Annotated in this window: 15 protein-coding genes; 6 read left to right on the forward strand and 9 right to left on the reverse strand. The window is 66.4% G+C overall.

What is annotated here, in order from left to right; all coding sequences use genetic code 11:
- The first annotated feature begins 244 nt into the window (after nucleotides 1-244).
- Nucleotides 245-1,711: a lipopolysaccharide biosynthesis protein gene (locus SPDO_RS15850; protein WP_088368491.1), complete on the forward strand. Its 1,467-nt coding sequence runs from the start codon at nucleotides 245-247 to the stop codon at nucleotides 1,709-1,711.
- Nucleotides 1,712-1,715: 4 nt separating this feature from the next.
- On the opposite strand, the gene SPDO_RS15855 is transcribed toward SPDO_RS15850, so the two are convergent.
- A complete protein-coding gene (locus SPDO_RS15855) occupies nucleotides 1,716-2,144 on the reverse strand; it encodes a CBS domain-containing protein (RefSeq protein WP_088368492.1) in 429 nt (142 codons plus the stop codon).
- Between the two features lie 103 nt (nucleotides 2,145-2,247).
- Between SPDO_RS15855 and SPDO_RS15860 the strand changes: the two genes are divergently transcribed.
- On the forward strand, nucleotides 2,248-2,532 hold the full coding sequence (locus SPDO_RS15860; RefSeq protein ID WP_245829579.1) for a hypothetical protein: 285 nt from the start codon (nucleotides 2,248-2,250) through the stop codon (nucleotides 2,530-2,532).
- A gap of 110 nt (nucleotides 2,533-2,642) precedes the next feature.
- Here the strand turns inward: SPDO_RS15860 and SPDO_RS15865 are convergent, their stop codons facing one another.
- The 4 genes from SPDO_RS15865 to hisS all read right to left on the reverse strand — a co-directional run bounded on the left by SPDO_RS15865 (nucleotide 2,643) and on the right by hisS (nucleotide 7,046).
- Nucleotides 2,643-3,518, reverse strand: coding sequence for a DUF4167 domain-containing protein (locus tag SPDO_RS15865; RefSeq protein ID WP_088368494.1), 876 nt, complete (start codon nucleotides 3,516-3,518; stop codon nucleotides 2,643-2,645).
- A 262-nt stretch (nucleotides 3,519-3,780) separates the two neighbouring features.
- A complete protein-coding gene (prmC, locus tag SPDO_RS15870; protein ID WP_088368525.1) occupies nucleotides 3,781-4,641 on the reverse strand; it encodes a peptide chain release factor N(5)-glutamine methyltransferase in 861 nt (286 codons plus the stop codon).
- A 54-nt stretch (nucleotides 4,642-4,695) separates the two neighbouring features.
- Nucleotides 4,696-5,772, reverse strand: a complete 1,077-nt coding sequence (gene prfA / locus SPDO_RS15875; RefSeq protein ID WP_088368495.1) for a peptide chain release factor 1 — start codon at nucleotides 5,770-5,772, stop codon at nucleotides 4,696-4,698.
- A complete protein-coding gene (gene hisS / locus SPDO_RS15880) occupies nucleotides 5,769-7,046 on the reverse strand; it encodes a histidine--tRNA ligase (protein WP_088368496.1) in 1,278 nt (425 codons plus the stop codon). Before hisS ends, prfA begins: the two co-directional genes overlap by 4 nt.
- A gap of 98 nt (nucleotides 7,047-7,144) precedes the next feature.
- Here hisS and SPDO_RS15885 point away from each other — a divergent pair, with 98 nt between their 5' ends.
- Together SPDO_RS15885 and ppa are read left to right on the forward strand one after the other, a co-directional pair.
- Nucleotides 7,145-9,061, forward strand: coding sequence for a M61 family metallopeptidase (locus tag SPDO_RS15885; protein ID WP_088368497.1), 1,917 nt, complete (start codon nucleotides 7,145-7,147; stop codon nucleotides 9,059-9,061).
- Between the two features lie 49 nt (nucleotides 9,062-9,110).
- Nucleotides 9,111-9,689, forward strand: coding sequence for an inorganic diphosphatase (gene ppa, locus SPDO_RS15890; RefSeq protein ID WP_088368498.1), 579 nt, complete (start codon nucleotides 9,111-9,113; stop codon nucleotides 9,687-9,689).
- 75 nt (nucleotides 9,690-9,764) lie between these two features.
- Here ppa and SPDO_RS15895 read toward each other — a convergent pair whose 3' ends face one another.
- The 3 genes from SPDO_RS15895 to SPDO_RS15905 form a co-directional block, all read right to left on the reverse strand.
- Nucleotides 9,765-10,082: a DMT family transporter gene (locus SPDO_RS15895; protein WP_088368499.1), complete on the reverse strand. Its 318-nt coding sequence runs from the start codon at nucleotides 10,080-10,082 to the stop codon at nucleotides 9,765-9,767.
- 73 nt (nucleotides 10,083-10,155) lie between these two features.
- Nucleotides 10,156-10,641 carry a GNAT family N-acetyltransferase gene (locus tag SPDO_RS15900; protein ID WP_088368500.1) on the reverse strand — a complete coding sequence of 162 codons (486 nt, stop codon included), beginning with the start codon at nucleotides 10,639-10,641 and terminating at the stop codon, nucleotides 10,156-10,158.
- On the reverse strand, nucleotides 10,638-11,546 hold the full coding sequence (locus SPDO_RS15905) for a DMT family transporter (protein ID WP_088368501.1): 909 nt from the start codon (nucleotides 11,544-11,546) through the stop codon (nucleotides 10,638-10,640). The genes SPDO_RS15900 and SPDO_RS15905 overlap by 4 nt, the downstream gene beginning before the upstream one ends.
- A 223-nt stretch (nucleotides 11,547-11,769) precedes the next feature.
- On the opposite strand from SPDO_RS15905, the gene SPDO_RS15910 reads away from it, so the two are divergent.
- Together SPDO_RS15910 and SPDO_RS15915 are read left to right on the forward strand one after the other, a co-directional pair.
- Nucleotides 11,770-12,267, forward strand: a complete 498-nt coding sequence (locus SPDO_RS15910; protein WP_088368502.1) for a Ros/MucR family transcriptional regulator — start codon at nucleotides 11,770-11,772, stop codon at nucleotides 12,265-12,267.
- 5 nt (nucleotides 12,268-12,272) lie between these two features.
- Nucleotides 12,273-13,115: an oxygenase MpaB family protein gene (locus SPDO_RS15915; protein WP_245829580.1), complete on the forward strand. Its 843-nt coding sequence runs from the start codon at nucleotides 12,273-12,275 to the stop codon at nucleotides 13,113-13,115.
- Here SPDO_RS15915 and SPDO_RS15920 read toward each other — a convergent pair.
- On the reverse strand, nucleotides 13,112-14,389 hold the full coding sequence (locus tag SPDO_RS15920) for a dicarboxylate/amino acid:cation symporter (protein ID WP_088368526.1): 1,278 nt from the start codon (nucleotides 14,387-14,389) through the stop codon (nucleotides 13,112-13,114). The two genes, SPDO_RS15915 and SPDO_RS15920, sit on opposite strands and share 4 nt — an antisense overlap.
- Between the last annotated feature and the right edge of the window lie 109 nt (nucleotides 14,390-14,498).

The raw sequence follows: 14,498 nt of genomic DNA on the forward strand, positions 1-14,498 counted from the left end.
GTCAAAGAGCGACAAAAACCGACGCCACAACCAACCCCTCTTTCGTGGGGCGATCTCGGCGCCTAAGCTTTCGCTAAACCACCGCGGCGACCCGTCCGGGCCACCGCTGCGGTGACACCCATCTAGGCCCCACCTCCCAAACCGTCAAACACTTTTTGCAACTTTCTTACACTCACCCCCAAAACCCCAGGAAAACCGCCACCCTTAACTTGAACGCAAGTCATACAAATGTAGCGAAGACACGATGGATGCGCCCGTAAGCCCCACGAATCAGAGCGAATCGTTCGCGAGTCAGGTGCGCAACGCCGTGATCTGGCGATCGGGCACCCAGATCGCCTCGCAGCTGGTTCAATGGGCTTCGACCTTTCTGGTCATCCGCATCCTGTCGCCGAGCGACTATGGCCTGTTCGCGCTGACCGGTGTCGTGATGGCATTTCTCAACATGCTGAACGGCTATGGCCTGGCGAGCGGGCTGGTGCGCGAGGCTACGCTTTCAGAGCGGCAGATTCGCCAAGCGTTCGGCATGCTGATCGCAGTCAATGTCGGGCTGGGACTGGTCCAGTTCGCCCTCGCACCACTGGCCGCGGCCTATTACCGGCAGCCTGCAGTTGCAGACCTGCTGCGGGTGCAATCGCTGATTTATCTGTGCACGCCATTCATTGCGCTGCCTCAGGCGCTGCTGAGCCGGCGCATGGATTACCGCCAGCAGGGTCGGGTCAATATCCTCGCCTCCTTTGCGGGCGCAGGCACGGCGCTGGTTGGCGCCTTCGCCGGGTGGGGCGTGTGGACGCTGGTGCTAGCGCCGATGGTGCTCTTTGCCGTGCGCGGCGCCGGCATGACGATCGCGGCGCGTTCCCTGATCATGCCTTGCTTCGATTTTCGCGGCGCCGGTGCGCTGGCGCGCTTCGGCGGGGTCATGGCGGCGAGCCAGCTGTTCTGGTTTCTGCAAAGCCAGGCGGACGTGTTCATCGCCGGTCGGCACCTCGATCTGCACGACCTGGGTATCTACACGACCAGCCTGTTCCTCGCGCAGATCTTCGTGTCCAAGTTCTTGCCGCCGCTCAACGAAGTGGCCTTTTCCGCTTACGCCCGGATCCAGCACGATCGGACGGCTACTGCGGCGGCTTTCGTCAAGGGTGTGCGGATCGTCATGCTGGTGGCGCTGCCTTTCTACGCCGGTATGGCCGTCACCGCCGAGCCGCTGGTGCGCGTGATGCTGGGTGATCATTGGACCGATGCAGCGCCGATTGGGCGCCTGCTGGCGCTCGCCATGCCGTTCATGACGCTACAGGTGCTGTTTTCGCCGGCTTGCGATGCGCTGGGTCGGCCGGGAATCGGCGTGCGTAACGGTGCGACCGGCGCCGTCATCCTGGCGATCGGCTTTCTGGTAGGAGTCCGCTGGGGGCTGATCGGCATCGCGACTGCGTGGATCGTTTGTTACCCGCTCTATCTCGCGATCAGCTGCTGGCGATCGCTGCCGGTGATCGGCGCATCGTGGCGGGCCGTGGCGACGGCGATCGCGCCGCCGCTCGTCGCCAGCCTCGCCATGGCAGCGGTCGTAACCGGCGTGGATCACGCGATCGCGCTGCCGCCGCTGGCCCGGCTGAGCGTCCTCGTGGTTGCGGGCGGTGCCACCTATGCCGGGTGGCTGATCGTGTTTGCGCGGCCGATCGTACGCGACACGATGGCGCTGGTCAGGAACCGCGCATAGCGGCTCACGCCTGCTGGATATAATCACGCATTGCGGCCGCATCCGCCTCCACCCGCTCGATCCGATATTTCACGAGATCGCCGATCGAGACGAGGCCGATCATGCGTCCGCTCTCCACCACCGGCAGATGGCGGATACGCCGCCGTGTCATCAGCGACAGGGCGCCCATCACGCCGTCCGCGGGCGTAACCGTGACGGCCGGCGCGGTCATTACCTCTCGCAACGGGCGGTCGAGCACCGCCGTGTCGCCGGCGCGCAGGCAGTACACGAGATCGCGCTCGGAAAAGACGCCCACTACCGTGTCGCCATCAACCACCGGGACGGCGCCGATGCGATGCTCAGCGAGCAACGCCACCGCTTGGCGGACGGGATCATCGGGGGCGGCCACCACGATGTGATGCCCCTTGCCGTGCAGGATTGCCGTGATCGTCATCGGCCCTCTCCTTCTTTCGTGCACGCCGCTTGGCGGACGGTCTTGGCCGCCTTCATCGGCGTTGCGGCTGGAAGAATGCGCCATTCCACGCCAGATGGGAAGCATGAGCCGGCTTGATGATCCTGAATATGCACGTTTCGCCTGGGGAAGGTTCCGGCGATTGCTGGGCTGGAGCGGTGTGGTCGGCCTTGTCGCGTCGGTGCTGGCGATCTGGTTGGTGGGCCGCGCTTATGGTGCGCTCGGCTGGGTGGCGACGCTCGCGATGATCGGCGGGGTCACCGGATCGGTGCTGATGGCGGGCGCGCTGATGGGACTGACGTTTCTGTCATCGGGCACCGGCCATGACGAAGCGGTGGATACGCGCGACTTCGACGACGACGATCGCTGAGCCTCGAGCGCGGGCACGCGCCGCCAACGAAACGGGCCGGCCCTGCCCTGCGGCAAGACCGGCCCATTTTCTTCATATCGGCGGATCGAAGGATCCGACGAGTGGATAGCTTAAGCGTCCGCCTCGGCCGGCGCTGCGATCGTCCGGCGGCGGCGTGGCTTGGGTGCAGCCTCTTCGGTTGCAGCGGTGTCGCTGCCGATCGAGGGCGGCAGCGCGCTCGCATCAAGACCCAACTGCTCGTCGCCTTCAACCGGCGTCTTGCGCGGACGGCCGCGGCGCTTAGGTGCGGCGGCCTCCGCATCGGCAAGCGCGGGCGGTGCCGACTGGGGCACGTCTGCGGGCGGCGATTCGACCGTCAAAGGCGCGTCGCTGCCAGCCTCAGCATTCATGCGGTCGTCACGACGCTGATCGGCGCGCGGCGCGCTCGTGCGCTGGCGACGCTGCTGCCCGTCGCGCTGGCGCCCGTCGCCACCATCGGCGCGCGCATTGTCGGCGCGGCTGCCCTCGTCGCGATCGGAGCGGTAGCGGCCGCCATCCTGCTGGCGCGCTTCGGCCGAACGGTGACCGTCGTACTGCCGATTGCCGTCATGCTGCCGGCCACCCTCGCGCTCGCCGCGCTCGTCACCGCCGCGGCCCTGCTCCTCGGCGCGGATCGGCTCGCCTTCGTCGCCGTAATCGTCATCGCTGTCGAAATCGTTCTGCGGGCGGCGATCGCGGTTCTGATCCTCGTAGCGGCCACGCTGATCGGCGAGCACGCGGAAATAGTGATCGGCGAACTGAAGGTAATATTCGGTGTTGACGCGATCGCCCTGGCGCTGCGCGTCCGATGCCATGTTCTTGTACTTTTCGTACAACTGGCTGGCGTTGCCGCGCGCGCGGCTGTCGATCCGATTACCGTTGTCGCGTTGGCCCTGACCGCCCCCGCCCTGCGAACGCTGTCCACCACCACGGCCGCGACGGCGACCGTTCTGACGATTGTTGATCAAAATACTGTCCTCGTCCTCAAACCAAAAACGGCCTTGCTCCCGGAACAATCGGTGCAACAATCCCCGGCGTCGGGCGGATCGGCGCAGATGCGCGTCGCCACCAAAAGCCTGCCATGACCGCCGGACTGCAGCGGCTGATGACGAAGGGTGGGCAAGCCGCCCAAAACTCAACAGAAAATGTTGATTTTGCGTGCCCCTGCGCATGCCATAGCTGCTGAAGGGGCTTTCTCAAAGAGAAATATTGTGTCGAAGTCGTGCCCGTTCAAGGCGTAACAACGAGGCAGCGATCGCGCCCGGCCAGGTCCGCGCGGCAGGTGACCGACAATCCCTGCGCCGCGAAGAGCGCGCCCGCCGCCTCGCGCTGCTCCGCCCCGATCTCGACGCACGCCACGCCGCCCGGTGCGATCTGCGCAGCGAGCAACGGGGCGATGCGGCGGTAATCGTCGAGCCCGTCGGCGCCGGCGAAGAGCGCGGAGGCGGGCTCGTGCTGGGAAACATCGGCCATCAATTGGGTGTTCGCGGGAATATACGGCGGGTTGCAGAGGATCAGGTCGAACGCCGCGCCGGTACCCTCCCAGCCGCCCGCAACGATCCTGGCACGACCGGGCGCGACCCGCTCCGCATTGGCCCGTGCGATGGCGAGCGCGTCGGGCGAGGCATCGATGCCGACGCCGGTCGCCGCCGGCCATTGGTCGAGCGCGGCGAGCAGCAGCGCGCCCGATCCGGTGCCCAGATCAAGGATCGTGCGCGGCCCCGGCGTGCCGGCGAAATGGTCGACTGCCGCCTCGATCAGCGTTTCGCTGTCCGGGCGCGGGATGAGGACGCCGGGCGCGACGTGAAGGTCGATCGTCCAGAAGGCGCGCGTGCCGGTGATATAGGCGACGGGTTCGTAGCGGGCGCGGCGCTCGACCAGTGCGTCGAAGGTAGCGGGAACGGGCTGGTCCGCGAGGCTGAGGAGCAGGCGTTCGCGCGAGATGCCGAGGGCATGCGCGAGGAGCAGCTCCGCATCTAGCCGGGGGGTGTCGGAGGTGGTGAGGCGCGCGGCGGCGGCGGTAAGCGCGGTGCGGGCGTCGGGAGCAACGGCGTGCGGCCGCGGCAAAGCCGCGTCGTCGGACGGGCTCATCGAGCCCACCGGCCGCGCTTGGCCGCGTTTTGCCGCGGTGCGCGGCACGCCGGCCTACACGGCATCGAGGGTGGCCAGACGCTCGGCCTCGTCCTCTGCGATCAGCGCGCCGATCAGTTCCCCCATGTCGCCGGCCAGGATTTCCGGCAGGCGGTGCAGCGTCAGGTTGATGCGGTGGTCGGTCACGCGGCCTTGCGGAAAGTTGTAGGTGCGAATGCGCTCGGACCGGTCGCCGCTGCCTACCATCGACTTGCGCGCGCCAGCGCGCTCGGCATGGAGGCGCTCGCGTTCCATTTCGTAAAGACGCGTGCGCAGAACCTTGAGCGCCTTGGCCTTGTTCTTGTGCTGCGACTTTTCGTCCTGCTGGATGACGGTGAGGCCTGTCGGGATATGGACGATACGCACCGCCGAATCGGTGGTGTTGACCGACTGGCCGCCGGGGCCAGACGAGCGGTAGATGTCGATCCGCAGGTCCTTGTCGTCGATCTGCACGTCGACCTCCTCCGCCTCGGGCAGCACCGCGACGGTGGCGGCGGAGGTGTGGATGCGCCCACCACTCTCGGTGACGGGCACGCGCTGCACGCGGTGGACGCCGCTTTCGAACTTCAGCTTGGCGAACACGCCCTGTCCGGTGACGGAGGCGACCACTTCCTTGTAGCCGCCAGCATCGCTGTCGGAGCCGGAGATCAGCTCGACGCGCCACCCCTGCCCCTCGGCATAGCGCTGATACATGCGGAACAGGTCGCCCGCGAACAGCGCGGCCTCGTCGCCGCCGGTGCCGGCGCGGACCTCCAGCATGGCGGAGCGTTCGTCCGCGGCATCGCGGGGCAGAAGCGCGAGCGCGAGCTTGCGATCGGCCGCTTCGAGCGCAGCACGATTATCACGCAGCTCCTCCTCCGCCATCGCGCGCAGCTCGGCGTCGGCGTCGTTGGTCATGTAGGCGAGGCTTTCCGCCTCCTGCCGCAGGCGACGAACCTCGGCGGCGGCGATCGCCACCGGCTCCAGCTCGGCATATTCCTTCGACACCGCGACGAAGCGATCGCCCGGCAGGTCGCCGGTCGCCATCTGCGCGGCGAGTTCGTCACGGCGCGCCTCGATCTGGCGGATACGGTCCAGCGAGATGGCGGTCATGCCGATGGAGACTGGTTGAATAAACCAGTGGCCCAGCTCGGCATGGCATCATCGATCATGCTATAGAACTTTAGGCCGGGATCAGGCTTGAATTGCGAGAGATAAAACTCACCGCGAGTATCATTTTCACTGCGTACAAAGATTGCGCCTTGAGCGCCCATCTTCCGGGCCGCGTCTGTGCGCTTCTTCGCATTCCCCCGAAAACCGATGTTCGCCGCGATGTTCTGCTTGCGGAGGTGGTTCGTAAGCGCCTGCGCCTTTAGCATGCACGATGGATCGTCAGGTATGACTGCGACCATAAAGTCCGCTAATTCTGCCTCAAGCAACATCGCCAGCCGCTCGACGCCGGCCGCCCAGCCGACGCCGGCGGTCGGCTGACCGCCGAGGCTCTCGATAAGGCCGTCATAACGGCCGCCGGCAAGCACCGTGCCCTGCGCGCCGAGACGATCGGTGACGAACTCGAACGCGGTGTGGCGATAATAATCAAGGCCGCGAACGAGCCGGTCGTTGCGGGTCCATTTCACGCCCGCCGCATCGAGCCCGCTCGTCACGGCCTCGAAGAAGGCGCGCGCCTCCGTCGTCAGATAGTCGTCGATCCCCGGCGCGGCGTCGGCAATCGGGCGATCCTTCGGGTCCTTGGAATCGAGGATGCGCATTGGATTCTTGTCGAGCCGCTTCAGGCTGTCCTCCGACAGCTCGCCGCGATGCTGCTCGAAATGCGCCACCAACGCGTCGCGCCAGGCGTCGCGCGTTGCCGCGTCGCCCAGCGTGTTGAGCTGCAGCGTCACGCCGTCAGCGATGCCGAGTTCGTGCAGCAGCTGGTCGGCGAGCGTCAGCAGCTCGACGTCCGCCGCCGGCTCGGGCGCGCCGAGGATCTCGGCGTCGATCTGGTGAAACTGGCGATAGCGGCCCTTTTGCGGGCGCTCGTAGCGGAACACCGCGCCTGAGGTGGCGATCTTCAGCGGCGCGAACTGCTGCCAACCCTCGGTCAGGTAAGCGCGCGCGATGCCGGCGGTGAACTCCGGGCGCAGCGTCAGCGAATCGCCGCCGCGATCGGGAAAGGTGTACATTTCCTTGGACACCACATCGGTCGTCTCGCCGATCGAGCGGGCGAATACCTCGGTCGCCTCGAACATCGGGATCTCGACCCGGCCGAAGCAATACAGCTTGCGCACGCGATCAAAGGTGTCGAGCACATGCGCAAAGCGGCGCTGTTCGCTGCCGAAGATGTCCTGCGTGCCGCGCACGCGATTGGGGGTCTGAATACGGGCCATTGCGGGCGCATCTAGGCGTCGCATGCGGAAGCGGCAATCCGGGGTGATCGGGGACAGGTCATTGAGCTTCGCGGCTGCGGCCGTTAGCGAGGCTTTCCATGATCCGTCTTGCCCTTGCGAGCGTGCTGCTCGCGTCCGCCGCCGTTGTTTCGGCCCAGGTTCCCGCCGGCAATTCCGCGCCGCAGCCGCTGCCCTTCGCGCATACGATCCCCGATCCGGTCGATCAGCCCTACCCCGGCACGATCGCGCTCAAGGTGGACGCGACCGACGTGGCGCGCGGCATCTTCCAGGTCAGTGAGACGATCCCGGTCGCCAAGGCCGGGCCGCTGACGTTGCTGTACCCGGCGTGGTTGCCGGGCAATCACGCCCCGCGGGGGCAGATCGAAAAGCTCGCCGGGCTGGTCATTACGGCGAACGGTCGCCCGGTCCCGTGGGTGCGCGATCCCGTTGACGTCTTCGCCTTCCACATCGACGTGCCCGCCGGCGCGCGCACGATCGAGGCGCGCTTTCAGTTCATCTCAGCTACCAAGTCCGATCAGGGCCGGATCACCATGACGCCCGAGATGCTGAGCCTGCAGCCGAACTCGGTGAGCCTGTACCCGGCCGGCTATTTCACCCGCCAAATCCCCGTGCAGATGACGGTGACATACCCGCAGGGCTGGACGGCGTCGGGCGCGATCCCCGCAAAGGTGAGCGGCGCGACCTACACCTATGATCGCACCAATTACGAGATCCTGGTCGATTCGCCGATCCTCGCCGGCCGCTACAACAAGACGTGGCAGCTAACGCCGCGCGTGTCGCTGGCCGCCTACGCCGACACGCCGGCCGAGCTTGCCGCCACCCCGGCGCAAATCGACGCGCACCGCCGGCTCGTGGAGCAAGCGGCCAAGACGTTCGGCAGCCAGCATTACGACAAATACACCTTTCTCCTGTCGATCACCGACAATCTCGGCGGGATCGGGCTGGAGCATCACCGCTCCAGCGAGAACGGCGTGACGCCGGGCTATTTTACCAAGTGGGAAGAAGGCCCGGGCCGCCGCAACCTGCTGCCGCACGAATTCACCCATAGCTGGAACGGCAAATTCCGCCGCGGCGCGGATTCGTGGACGCCGGACTATCGCACGCCGATGCGCAACTCGCTTTTGTGGGTGTACGAAGGGCAGACGCAATTCTGGGGCTATGTGCTTCAGGCGCGGTCGGGGCTGGTGTCGAAGCAGGACACGCTGGATCAGCTCGCGGCGATCGGCGCGGTGTACGACAGCCAGCCCGCGCGGCAGTGGCGCGACCTCATCGACACCACCAACGATCCGATCATCTCCGCGCGCCGGCCGAAAGGCTGGGCAAGCTGGCAACGCAGCGAGGATTATTACAACGAGGGGCTGCTCGTCTGGCTGGAGGTCGACTCTCGACTGCGCGAGCTGTCGGGCGGCAGCAAGTCGATCGACGATTTCGCCAGAGCGTTCTTCGGCGTGCGCAACGGCGACTGGGGCGACCTGACCTACACCTTCGACGATATCGTCGCGACGCTGAACGCGGTGCAGCCGTACGACTGGCGGGCGCTTCTCACCCAGCGGTTGACCGAGCATGGCAAGGGCGCGCCGCTCTCCGGCTTCGAGCGGAACGGCTATCGCCTGGTCTATGCGGCAGAGCCGACGCCGTCGTTCCGGCACAATGAGAAGACCCGCAAGATCACCGACCTGACCTATTCGGGCGGCTTTGTCGTCGGATCGGGGGCGGAGATCACGTCGGTCACCTGGGGCTCGCCGGCGTTCGATGCCGGACTGACGCTCGGCACGACGATCGTGTCGGTCGGCGGCATGAGCTATTCGGACGATCGATTGAAGGCGGCGATCGCCGCGGCAAAGGACAGCAAGACGCCAATCCAGATGTGGGTCAAGAAGGGCGAGCGTTACCAACAAGTCTCGCTCGACTGGCAGGGCGGGCTGCGCTACCCGCGCCTCGAAAAGATCGGCGGGGGAGAGACCGGTCTTGATCGGTTGCTTGCGCCGCGCTGACCTGCGGCACGAGTCTTCACGTTAAATAATCAAAGCAAAGGGATCGAACATGCGCATCGACATGGTGCCGACGGGGGATAACCCGCCGCACAGCCTGAACGTCATCATCGAAGTGCCGACCGGTGGCGAGCCGGTGAAGTATGAGTTCGACAAGGCCAGCGGCGCGCTGTTCGTCGATCGCATCCTGCACACGCCGATGCGCTATCCGGCGAACTACGGCTTCGTGCCGCACACGCTGTCGCCGGACGGCGATCCGCTCGACGCGCTGGTGGTGGCGCGCTCCCCGTTCATCCCGGGCTGCGTCGTGCGTGCACGACCGATCGCAGTGCTGAACCTGGAAGACGAGGCCGGCGGCGACGAGAAGCTGGTGTGCGTGCCGGTCGATCAGACCTTCCCTTATTATTCCAAGGTCGGCGAGAAGGACGATCTGCCCGAAATCGTGTTCGAGCAGATCGAGCATTTCTTCACCCACTATAAGGACCTCGAAAAGAAGAAGTGGGTCCGCATCGGCAAGTGGGGCGGCGCCGAGGAAGCGCGGCAGATCACCGTTGAGGCGATCGAGCGCTACAACGAAGCCAAGAAGCAGGGCGAAGAGCCGCACGACCACGACGTGGCAGGCCGCGACTGAGCCCCGCCGATCCAGCGATCAAGGGCGCCCTTCCCGATGGAAGCGGCGCCCTTCCCGATGGAAGCGGCGCCCTTTTTAGTGCGCGGTGAGTTTCAGCCCCGCAATGCACAGGACGACGCCGAAGATCAGCAGCACGCGCACCGGGGTCGCGGGTTCGCCATAAAAAGCGATGCCGACCAGCACAGTGCCGAGCGCGCCGATCCCGCCCCAGACCGCATAAGCCGTCCCCATCGGGATCGACCGCGAGGCGAATTCGAGCAGCCCCATCGACATGGTCACCGAGGCAAGGAAGCCTGCCGTCCACCCCAGGTGCCGAAAGCCGTCGACGTGGCGCAGACAGGTGGTGAAGCCGACCTCGAACATGCCGCCGACGACAAGCCACAGCCACGCCATCAGCCGTGCCGATCGGAAATGGGCGCAAGGACGGGCGCCGGTCTGTTCGGCACTGGCGCCAGCCTGCCAGTCATCATCTGTTTCGGCCGGCGAGCGCGTGGAGCGCCGGCCCGGTGACGCGCTGTGTGGTCCATTCGTCCTGCGGCAGCGCACCCTTTGCGCGATAGAAGTCGATCGCGGGCGTGTTCCAGTCGAGCACCGTCCATTCGAGGCGTGGGCAATCGCGGTCGATCGCCAGCGCCGCGAGCGCCTGCAGCAACGCAGCACCCGCGCCCGAGCCGCGTGCCTCCGGCGTCACATAGAGATCCTCCAGCCACAGGCCGCGCCGCCCGGTCCAGGTGGAAAAGGTGTGAAAGAAGAGTGCAAAGCCGATGCTGTCACCATCGCGCTCGGCGATCAGCACCTCGGCAGCCGGGGTTGCGCCGAACAGCGCCTCGTGGAGCATCGGCTCGGTCGCCTCCACCGCATCAGGCTCCCGCTCATAAGCGGCAAGCTCGCGGATGAAGCGCAGGATCGTCGGCACGTCCGCAGCGGTGGCAGGGCGGATGGCGATGGTCATGCGGCTTGCTCCAGCGTTTGCGCCGCAATGTCGCGGCGACGCGCGGCATAGACGCAGGCGGCGACAATGACGACTGCCCCTGCCAGCGTATAGCCCGACACCCGCTCGCCGAAGATCAGAAAGCCAAGCACGGCAGCGTAAACGAACGACGTATATTCGGTCATCGCCAGATAGCCCGCCTCGCCATGCGCATAGGCCCAGGAGAGCAGCATCATCGAGGCAAAGGCAAGCAATGCCGCGCCGGCCAGCGGCGGGAGTGCGCCCACCGGCGGCACGTGCGCCAGCCACGGCGCGGCAAGCGCCAGCAGGCACAGGATGACAAGCGACTGGAGACACGCGGTTTCCGCCGGCCGCGCGGCAAGCGACTGAAGCCGGGTCAGGATGAGATTGCCGGCATACAGAACAGCCGAGGCAAGGATGGCGAGCGCGCCGTTGAATGCATCAGGCCCAAGCGCGGTACGCGCCTGACCGACGAAAATGGTGGCGATGCCGAGGCTGGCCGCCGCCACGGCCACGATCGTGCGCAGCGAAATGCGCTCCTTCAGCCACCACGCGGCCAGGATCAGCGCAAGGATCGGCGCGATGTAGGACAAGGCGATCGCCTGCGCCATCGGCACGCGTGCCAATCCCCAGAAGAACAACAGCGCCATGGCGCAGGTGACGACCCCGCGCGCGACATGCAGCGTCAGCGCCCGACGCGACGGGCGGCGGACACCCACCGCGACCCAAGCCGCGCCACCCAGCGCGACATTGCCCATCGAGCGCCACAGCATGGTGTTGTACACGCCGATCGCAAGCACCAACCCCTTCATTACCGCGTCCATGACGGAAAACAGGCCGATGCCGAGCGCGGCGATCAGAAAAGCGATGCCGACCGGCACGACCGGGCGAGAAGCAGCGTCCATGCCTGCGCCTTACGATGACCCGGCGGTGCTGGCGAGATCAGCAAAGCAGGCCCAAAGGGTTAACGCCAGATGAACAGCGATCTGCTCTACATCAATAAAGCAATTGCATAGAACGCAAATATTGTAACGTGATATCGATCAAATAAACAGCTATGATGTTTGGCGCACTGGTTGACCCACACCCACGCCACGTTAAAGCAACGGCAAAAGTAAGGAGCGTCGCATGATTGAAGATACCGCCGACACCAATGCCGTTGAGTTGGCGACCGAGCTGACCATCGCATGGCTGTCAAATCCCAACACCCGCGCGTCGAGCGAGGAAGTACCGGGATTTCTGCAAAAGATGCATGAGGCGGTAAATCAGCTGTCGTCGAACACGCAGCCGATGTCTGAGGATGAGCCGAGCGGCGAATACACACCGGCGGTGTCGGTGCGTAAGTCGCTTGCTTCAAAGGATCATATTATCTCGATGATCGACGGCAAGCCGTACAAGACGCTGCGCCGCCATCTCGCCGGGCATGGCCTGACGCCAACGGAATACCGCCAGCGCTATGGCCTGAAGCCCGATTATCCGATGGTCGCCGAGAATTACTCGGAAGCACGCCGCGCCATGGCAAAGAAGATTGGCCTGGGCCGCAAGCCGGGCATGTCGCGCAAGGGCGACGAAGCAGCACCGGCGAAGCGCGGCCGGAAGGCAGCAGCGGCGGCAAACGAGGAATAAGCCGCATGGCGCGGGCGGCCCCTTCGCTGCCCGGCATGCGCGATGCGATCGGCGGGCGCATTCGTGCGCTCGTCGGGTCCGGTACGGTCGATCTGTCGCGGCCGCCGGGGGACGCGGGGCTGTTCGGTCCTCAGTCGGTGGCGTGGCGGGTCCACGCCGATTTTTCCGCCATGATGATCGGTGGGGTTTCCGCGCTGCTGCTCCAGATGCTTCACCCGCTGGCGCTGGCCGGCGTGTGGGACCACAGCGATTTCCGTCAGAACCGGCTGGGCCGCTTGCGCCGCACGGCGCAGTTCATCGCGCTCACCACCTTCGGCAGCACCGCTTCGGCGACCCGCGCGATCGATCGCGTGCGGGCGATTCACGAACAGGTGACGGGCAGCCTGCCCGACGGCACCTCCTATGAGGCCAGCGATCCGGCCTTGCTCACTTGGGTGCATGTGGCGGAAGTCGACAGCTTCCTTCGCGCCTATATCCGCTATCGCGAGCCCGGCCTGTCGGGTGCCGAGCAGGATCGCTACCTCGACGAGAACGCCGTTGCTGCCGAGCGGCTGGGTGCGCGCGATGTGCCGCGTACGCGGCGCGATGTGGAGCAATACTACCGCTCGGTTCGTCCCGAGCTGCGGTTCGACGCGCGCACGAAGGAAGTCGCCGCCGCCTTGCTCGCCCGCGGCCCCGACGCGGTCACCAACAGCGCGTTGGCGATCGTCACCCCCGCCGCGATCGACCTGCTGCCGCCCTGGGCTGCGGCGATGCACGGCCGGTCACCGGCGGCGATCAGCCGACCGGCGATCCGGCTGGGCGCACGCGGGATGAGCAACGTGCTGCGCTGGGCACTGCGCCGCTAGGCCGCCGGCTCGATCAGCGGATCTGTCAGATCGTCGATGTCGGCCGGCTCCTCGCGCTGACGGCGTGACAGCGTCAGGGTGGTGGCGAGATCCCACATCACATTACCCAGCGTGCGCATGATGTCGGGGATCGTCTCCACCGCGACCAGCAGCCCGAGCGGCGCGGCCGGTGCGCCGATCGTCGCGCAGACCGGCGCGATCGAGCTGACGTAGCTGACCGTACCCGGCAGGCTGACCGCGCCAAGCGAGGTGAGCGCCGCCACGATCGTGCCGACCGCCAGCGTCCCGAACGACAGCGGCACGCCGAACCAATGCGCGATGTAGATGGCGACGGCGAAGTTCATCGCCGGGCCGGTCGCGCGGAGCAGCGCCACGGCGAGCGGCAGCGTGACGCCGGCAGTGGCGACCGGTGTGCCGAGCGAACGCGCGCCGGCCAGCATCGCGGGCAGCGAGGCGAGCGAGGATTGCGTCGACACGGCGACCGCCTGGCTGGGCAGCGCCGCTTTCGAAAAGCGCGGCAGCGACACGCGGCCACCGATCATCGCCATCGGATAGGCGCACAAGGTGACGACCAGGCCGACGCCGGCGACGGTGAGGATGTAATGCACCAGTGCGTGGAACGCCCCGCCGCCGGCGCGTGCACCGACCACCAGCGCTAGTGCGAACACGCCGATCGGCCCCACCCACAGGACCCAGCCGATCACCACCAGCATGGTATCGCGCACCGCGGTGAAGAGCCGCACCAGCAGATCGCGCAGCCTTTCTTCGATGCGCATCAGGGCAAACGCGAAGATCAGCGCGAAGATGATCATCGACAGGAAATTGCTCTCGGCCGTCGCGCGCACGATGTTGCTGGGGATGATGCCCGCGAGAAACTCGCCGATCGGCGGGACGGCGGGGTTCGGCCCGACCCCGGTCAGGGCGGCGCGCAGCGCGGCGGCGGATTCGGCCGGCAGCGGCGCCAGCTCAAGGAACAGCGGCGTCAGGAACGCCGCCGACAGCGCCGAGGCCACCATGACGCTGACGTAGAGCCCTACGGCGCGCCCCGCGAGGCGCCCCGCCTGCGCCGCCGCCGCGGTCGCCGCAACGCCGGTTACCAGCAGCGAGAAGACCAGCGGCACGATCGTCATCTGCAGCGCATTGAGCCACGCCTGGCCGATCGGCTGCGCGATCGCCACAGTGGGATCGACCGATGCGGGCGCATAGCTGGCCAGCAGGATGCCGGCCACCATGCCCACCACCAGCGCCAGAAGAATACGGGTAGATTGGGACATCACACCTTTCGCACGCTGCATCACGGACTTGTTCCTACGTCCGCCAATCGGCAAGAGCTAAGGCAGTAACGGTTGTGCGGCACCAGGCGTGCCGGGGCAAGCCGCCTGT

The sequence above is a fragment of the Sphingomonas dokdonensis genome (assembly GCF_002197685.1).
Lineage (GTDB): Bacteria > Pseudomonadota > Alphaproteobacteria > Sphingomonadales > Sphingomonadaceae > Sphingomonas > Sphingomonas dokdonensis.